Genomic DNA, 6879 nt, shown 5'->3' on the forward strand with positions numbered 1-6879 from the left:
CCGGCGGCGATGACGCCGCCGCAGCGGCAGGTTCGCTCTGAGCGCACGGGACCGCGCTCAGCCGGCCCGGCGTCCGGGAAGTCCGGGACGGCGCGCGGGACGGCGACCGGCAAAGCGACCGGGAAGGCGCCGAAGCGCTGGAGCGCGGCGCGCGCGGCCGCGGGGCGGGGGACCGGCCGCGGGCTGGTCGTGGCGATCACCGGCGCGGACAGCGGGCTGGGGCGGCGGCTGGCCGAGCAGCTGACCGGGCACCCCGAGGTCGCGGAGCTGCGTCCGATCGCCACCGGCGAGCCCCTGCTCGCGGACCGGCTCGCGGGGGCGTCGGTGCTGGTGCACCTGGAGATCTCCTTCGACGCGGAGCCGACGGTGGCGAACGTGCCGGTCGCCGCCGCGGCGCTCGACGCGGCCGGGCGTGCGGGCGTGCCCCGCGTCGTCCTGTGCACCTCGGCGATGGTCTACGGGGCCGACGAGGCCAACCCGTTGCCGTTGGACGAGGACGCCCCGCTGCGCGCGACGCCGGAGCGCGGCCTGGTGGCCGAGCTGATGGAGATCGAGGACCTGGCCCGCGCCGCGCGGCCGGCCGCCGGGGCCGGCGCGCTGACCGTGCTGCGCCCGGCGATGCTCGTCGGCGGCGGGATGGACACCGTCCTGACCCGGCACTTCTCCTCGACGAGGCTGCTGCACCTGCAGGGCGTCCGGCCGGCCTGGCAGTTCTGCCACGTCGACGACCTGGTCTCGGCGCTGGAGTACGCGGCGCTCGGGAAGGTCTCCGGCGCCGTCACCGTCGGGTGCGAGGGGTGGCTGGAGCAGGAGGACGTGGAACTGGTCGCGGGGCTGCGGCGCATCACGCTGCCGTCGTCGCTGGCCTTCGGGGCGGCGGAGCGGCTCGCGCGCCTCGGCGTCGGCGCCGCGCCGGCCTCCGAGCTGCGCTACGTCGCCTACCCGTGGGTGGTCTCCAGCGAGCGGCTACGGACCGCCGGGTGGCGTGCGCGGTACGACAACGTCGCCGCTCTGGAGGCGATGCTGGTCGACCTGGGGGCGCGCCCGGCGAACGCGCACCGGGCGTCCCTTGGCGCGGCCGGGGCCGCGGTCGCCATGATGGGGACCGCGGCGATCCTGCGCCCGGCCCGCCGGCGGCGGCGCGCATGACACCCTGCTCGGAAACCGGCCGGACAGGCGCAGCCCTGACGAGAAGAGGCAAGGAATGAGCGACGCGGTACGGCTGGTCGAGATCCGGGACGTCCCCCTGGACCCGGCGGAGATCCTCGCGCTGGTCGAGGACCCGGCCGCGGGCGGCATCTCGATGTTCGTCGGCACGGTCCGGGACAACGACCAGGACAAGAACGTGACCGGCCTGCAGTACTCGGCGCACCCGACCGCCGCGGACAAGATGCGGGAGATCTGCGAGCGCATCGCCGCGACGCACGACGTGATCAAGGTGGCCGCCGTGCACCGGGTCGGGGATCTCGACATCGGCGGGCTCGCGGTCGTCGTCGCCGTCTCGACCGGGCACCGGGGCGAGGCGTTCGCGGCCTGCAAGGAGCTCATCGACACGATCAAGGCCGAGACGCCGATCTGGAAGCACCAGCTCTTCACCGACGGTTCGACCGAGTGGGTCGGCACCCCGTAGGGATCGAGCCCGCTCCACGTAAGGTTCCTCCGTGCTGAACCGACTCGGCGCGCGGCAGGCGCGGACCGTCACGCTCTCGGTGACGGGTGTGCTCCTGGCGGTCATGGTGGCGTGCCTGCTCCTGCTGCCCGTCCCGTACGCGCGGCTCTCGCCCGGCCCGGCCACCGACACCCTCGGTGAGGCGAACGGCAAGCCGCTGATCGTCATCTCCGGGCGGCAGACGTTCCCGACCACCGGAAAGCTCGACCTGACGACGGTCGCGATCAGCAACCCGAGCCACCGGATGAGCCTGTTCGAGGCGATGCAGGGCTGGCTGCAGTCCGGCGTCGCCGTCGTGCCGCGCAACACCGTCTACCCGGACAACCTGTCGGCCGAGGACATCGAGGCCCGCAACGTCCAGGAGATGGCGTTGTCGCAGACGCACGCGACCGCGGCGGCGCTCAAGCAGCTCAAGATCCCGCTGGTCGCGAACACCGTGGTCGCGGCCCTGACCGAGGGCACCCCGGCCTGGGGCAAGCTCCAGGTCGCCGACCGGATCCTGCGCATCGACGGGGTGAAGGTCACCGGCCCGGCACAGGTCGTCGAGCTCGTCCGCAAGCACAAGCCGGGGGAGCAGGTCGCGTTCGTCCTCGAGCGCGACGGCAAGCGGGTCAACCAGACGCTGACCACCGCGCCGAACCCGGACGACCCGTCGATCCCGTTCGTGGGCATCACCCCCGACGTCGACTACGAGTTCCCGTTCCAGGTGACGATCTCCCTGGACGACGTCGGCGGCCCGAGCGCCGGCCTGATGTTCGCGCTCGGCATCATCGAGCGCCTGACGCCGGAGGACATCACCGGCGGCCGGCACATCGCAGGCACCGGCTCGATCTCCGACGACGGGGTCGTCGGCAAGATCGGCGGCATCCAGATGAAGATCCTCGGCGCCCGCAAGGCCGGGGCGACCGTCTTCATGGTCCCGGCCGGCAACTGCCGTGAGGCCGCGGCGAACCGGCCCGACGGGATTCAGCTGGTCCGCGTCGACACCCTCGACACCGCGGTGAAGGCCCTCAACGCGATCCGCACCGGGCAGGGCACCGTCCCGACCTGCTGAGTTCCCTCAGTGGCCGTGCCCGTGGCCGTGCCCGTGGCCGTGATCGTCCTCGTCGTGGTTGCAGCCGGGGCCGTGCTCGTGGCCCTCGGCCGCGGCGGCGCGCTCCTGGGCGAGCAGCTCGCGCTCCTCGTCCGTGAGGTCCTCCTCGTTCACCTGCTCGTAGTCGTACTCGCTGAAGGTGCCGAGCAGGGCCTCGAGCAGGCCGGGGGCGAGGTCCTCACCGAACAGGACCTCCTCGTCCTTGTCGTTGGAGCGCATGCGCAGCGCGCAGTCCCGGTGGCCGTTGCGCAGGACCGCGGCGACGAGCCGGATCTCCTCGCGCAGCGGGTGCGCGGCGACGTAGGCCGGCATCTCGGGGGAGTCGTGGGGGATCGTGACCTCGACCTCGGCCGGGAGCACGAGCCGCTCGACGGCGATCGCGCAGCCCGTGACCTGCTCGCCCCAGGTGATCTGGGCGAGGATCTCGTCCAGCGGCATGTCGGGCAGGTCCTCCTGCTCGACCGGCGTGAAGGCCGGGGGCCGGTCGATGCCCATCCGCTGGAACTCCTCCATCAGGGAGGGCTCCTCGCGGAGAAGGGTCGCGGTCTCGACCAGGGCGTACAGCCGGGTCGGCTGGTCCCAGCCGCCCTGCGCGACGTGCTGCTCGATGTCGACCAGCGCGGAGTGGAGGAAGGGGTTCACGGCGCTCACCCTAGGCGAGCGCGGGCGGCGCGTCTTCGACCTCCTCAACGAAAGGACGAGGTGGTCGCCGGGGTGGGGGTCGAGGTGATCGGTGTGTGACGCGCCGGGGCCGACCGTCGGGAACCCTCAGGACGCTCGGTAAGTTGCCCTGGCACGGCCAGATGATCTAGCGAGACAGGACGGCTGGCGTGACCTTCAATCCCCCCGACGCAGGGTCGAGCCCTCGGCGACCCTTCAGCACCGGGCGTAAGCGGCCCAAGGCGCTCATTCCGACGCTGGTCATCCTCGTGATGCTCATGTTCGGGTTCGGCGTCTTCACGTCGTTCATGACCGATCTGCTGTGGTTCCGGTCGATCGAGTACACCGACGTCTTCACGACGCGCCTGACGACGCGGATCGGTCTGTTCGTCGTCTTCGGCCTGCTGATGGCGGTGCTGGTCGTGGCCAACATCGTGATCGCGTACCGGCTGCGGCCGGCGTTCCGCGGCATGTCGGCCGAGCAGCAGAACCTCGACCGCTACCGGGTCAGCATCGACCCGTACCGGGTGTGGCTGGTTCTCGGTATCGGTGTCGTGCTCGGCATCCTCGGCGGCACCGCCGCCGCGGGTGAGTGGCGCACCTGGCTGCAGTGGCGCCACGGCACGAGCTTCGGGGTGAAGGACCCGCAGTTCAACAAGGACGTCTCCTTCTACGTCTTCGACTACCCGTGGTGGCGCTTCGTCCTCGGGTTCTTCTTCGCGATCGTCCTGGTCTCGCTGCTCGCGGCGGCGGTCACGCACTACCTCTACGGCGGTCTGCGGCTGCAGACGCCGGGGGAGAAGTCGACCCCCGCCGCGCAGGCGCACATCTCGGTGCTGCTCGGTCTGTTCGTGCTGCTCAAGGCGGTCGCCTACTGGCTGGACCGGTACGGCCTGGCCGTCCACGGCGGTGGGTTCGAGCGCGTCACCGGCTGGACCGGTCTGCGCTACCGCGACGTCCACGCGCTGCTGCCGGCGAAGACGATCCTCGTCGGCATCGCGCTCATCTGCGCCGTCCTGTTCTTCGCCAACGTGTGGCGGCGGACCTGGATCCTGCCGGGCCTCGGGCTCGGTCTGCTGGTCCTGTCCGCGGTGCTCATCGGCGGCGTGTACCCGGCGATCGTCCAGCAGTTCCAGGTGCGCCCGAGTGAGGTCACCCGCGAGGCGCCGTACATCGACCGCAACATCCAGGCGACGCGAACCGCGTACGGGATCGCCGACGCGGAGGTCACCGAGTACGACGCCAAGACCACGGCGGAGGCCGGCGCGCTGCGCGCCAACGCGAACACCACGGCGAGCATCCGTCTGCTCGACCCGAACATCGTCTCGCCGACGTTCCAGCAGCAGCAGCAGATCCGTGGCTTCTACTCGTTCCCGGACACGCTCAAGATCGACCGGTACAACGTCAACGGCAAGACCGAGGACGTCGTCGCCGCCGTCCGTGAGCTCAACCTCGGCGACATCCCGCCGGCGCAGCGCAACTGGGTGTCCGACCACCTGATCTTCACCCACGGCTACGGCTTCGTGGCCGCGCGCGGCAACAACGTCAACTCCGACGGCGGGCCGAACTACGTCTCGAGCGGGATCTCCTCGACCAACCAGCTGGTCGGCGAGTACGAGCCGCGCATCTACTTCGGTGAGGAGTCGCCGGCGTACTCGATCGTCGGCCGCTCCGACGGGCAGAACCGCGAGTTCGACTACCCGGACGACAGCAAGCCCAACGGTCAGTCGAACAACACCTACGCCGGCAAGGGTGGCGTGCCGATCGGCAACTTCTGGAAGCAGATGCTCTACGCGGTGAAGTTCCGCGAGCAGAAGATCCTGCTGTCCTCCGACGTCGACTCGGCCTCGAAGATCCTCTACATCCGTGACCCGCGGGCCCGGATCGGCAAGGTCGCGCCCTGGCTGACACTCGACGGCAACCCGTACCCCGCGATCATCGACGGCCGGGTGCAGTGGATCGTCGACGGCTACACGACCAGCGGCAACTACCCCTACGCCAGCCGCACGACGCTGGGGACGGCGACCGAGACCACGCTGACGACGGCGGACCGTCGGGTCATCGCCCCGCGCGACGAGGTCAACTACATCCGCAACTCGGTGAAGGCGACGGTCGACGCCTACGACGGCACGGTCAGCCTCTACACGTGGGACGAGGAAGACCCCGTCCTGAAGACGTGGAAGAAGGCGTTCCCGGACTCCGTCAAGGAGAAGAGCGAGATCCCGAGCGCTCTCATGTCGCACCTGCGTTACCCGGAGGACCTGTTCAAGGTTCAGCGGGAAATGATGGCGCGTTACCACGTCACGGACGCCGAGACTTTCTACGGCCGCGCGGACTTCTGGCAGGTGCCGCGGGACCCCGGCACCGGTGACAGTCAGGCCGCGCTCGGCGTCGCCTCCGACACCGAGGCGCAGCCGCCGTACTACCTCACGCTGCAGATGCCGGGTCAGAAGGAGCCGGCGTTCTCGCTGTCGACGGCGTTCGAGCCGGCCGGGCGTCAGCAGCTCTCGGCCTTCATGGCGGTCAATGCGACGCCGGGGCCGGAGTACGGCAAACTCCGCGTGCTCCAGCTGCCCCGAAATACCACCGTCCCCGGTCCGAGACAGGTGCAGAACGAGATCAAGGCCGACCCGGGCGTCAACGCCGAGCTGCTGGCGCTGCGCGTCGGCAACAAGGTGACGTTCGGAAACCTGCTGACCCTCCCCGTCGGCGGTGGCCTGCTCTATGTCGAGCCGTTGTACGTCCAGGCCGCGACCGGCACCTCGTTCCCGCTGCTGCAGCAGGTGATCGTCGCCTTCGGCGACAACATCGCCATCGGCCGCACCCTGGGTGAGGCCCTCGACAAGGTCTTCGACGGCGACTCGGGCGTCACCACGCCGGACGAGACGCCCAGCGGCGGTGGCAACAACAACAACGGCAGCTCCGGTGGCGGGCAGAACGTCAACGCCCAGATCGCCGCCGCGATCGCCGACGCCCAGAAGGCCTACTCCGACGGCCAGGCCGCTCTCGCCAAGGGCGACTTCGCGGCCTACGGCAAGGCCCAGGACCGACTGGAGGCGGCGCTGAACAAGGCCGCGAACCTCCAGAACCGGCGCGGCGGCGGAGGCGGCGGGGGCAACAGCGCCCCGGTCGCGACCCCGACCCCGGCCGCACCACCGGACCCGACCCCGGCACCACCGGATCCGACCCCGCCGGCCGACACGTAGCGGCCGACCCACGTCGCAGCGTCCGCGGTACGGGAGCCCCGCGCTCCCCGCCTCGGGCGCTGCGGCCGTTAAGGCCCCGACCGGGCCCGGGGAGCAGGCCCCCGTTTTGGCTCGGTCCCCGCCGCCTGGTAACCTGACGCCAGTCACATCGACGCGGGGTGGAGCAGTTCGGTAGCTCGCTGGGCTCATAACCCAGAGGTCGCAGGTTCAAATCCTGTCCCCGCTACCACTCAGTGCAGTGCAGAGCCCCG

At 70.8% G+C, this 6879-nt stretch carries 5 protein-coding genes and 1 tRNA gene; 5 read left to right on the forward strand and 1 reads right to left on the reverse strand.

The window, feature by feature from the left end; all coding sequences use genetic code 11:
* The first annotated feature begins 9 nt into the window (after positions 1-9).
* From ABD401_RS17150 to ABD401_RS17160, 3 genes are read left to right on the forward strand one after another with little or no spacing between them, the layout of a single operon-like run.
* Complete coding sequence (locus ABD401_RS17150; RefSeq protein WP_344606922.1) at positions 10-1149, forward strand: NAD-dependent epimerase/dehydratase family protein; 1140 nt, start codon at positions 10-12, stop codon at positions 1147-1149.
* A gap of 55 nt (positions 1150-1204) precedes the next feature.
* Positions 1205-1630, forward strand: coding sequence for a molybdenum cofactor biosynthesis protein MoaE (locus ABD401_RS17155; RefSeq protein WP_019875744.1), 426 nt, complete (start codon positions 1205-1207; stop codon positions 1628-1630).
* Between the two features lie 31 nt (positions 1631-1661).
* Entirely contained in the window at positions 1662-2723 is a 1062-nt protein-coding gene (locus tag ABD401_RS17160) for a YlbL family protein (protein WP_344606925.1), read from the forward strand.
* A 6-nt stretch (positions 2724-2729) separates the two neighbouring features.
* Here ABD401_RS17160 and ABD401_RS17165 read toward each other — a convergent pair whose 3' ends face one another.
* Complete coding sequence (locus ABD401_RS17165) at positions 2730-3404, reverse strand: PPA1309 family protein (RefSeq protein WP_344606927.1); 675 nt, start codon at positions 3402-3404, stop codon at positions 2730-2732.
* Between the two features lie 188 nt (positions 3405-3592).
* Here ABD401_RS17165 and ABD401_RS17170 point away from each other — a divergent pair, with 188 nt between their 5' ends.
* Entirely contained in the window at positions 3593-6628 is a 3036-nt protein-coding gene (locus tag ABD401_RS17170) for a UPF0182 family membrane protein (RefSeq protein ID WP_344606929.1), read from the forward strand.
* Positions 6629-6780: 152 nt separating this feature from the next.
* Positions 6781-6857: transfer RNA gene (locus ABD401_RS17175), tRNA-Met, on the forward strand.
* Positions 6858-6879 lie beyond the last annotated feature (22 nt).

Source organism: Sporichthya brevicatena (assembly GCF_039525035.1).
GTDB lineage: Bacteria > Actinomycetota > Actinomycetes > Sporichthyales > Sporichthyaceae > Sporichthya > Sporichthya brevicatena.

Bases quoted from the DNA above. Each gene is read 5' to 3' on its own strand.
- ABD401_RS17155 (WP_019875744.1), top strand. From the start codon at position 1,205: ATGAGCGACGCGGTACGGCTGGTCGAGATCCGGGACGTCCCCCTGGAC.
- ABD401_RS17150 (WP_344606922.1), top strand. From the start codon at position 10: ATGACGCCGCCGCAGCGGCAGGTTCGCTCTGAGCGCACGGGACCGCGC.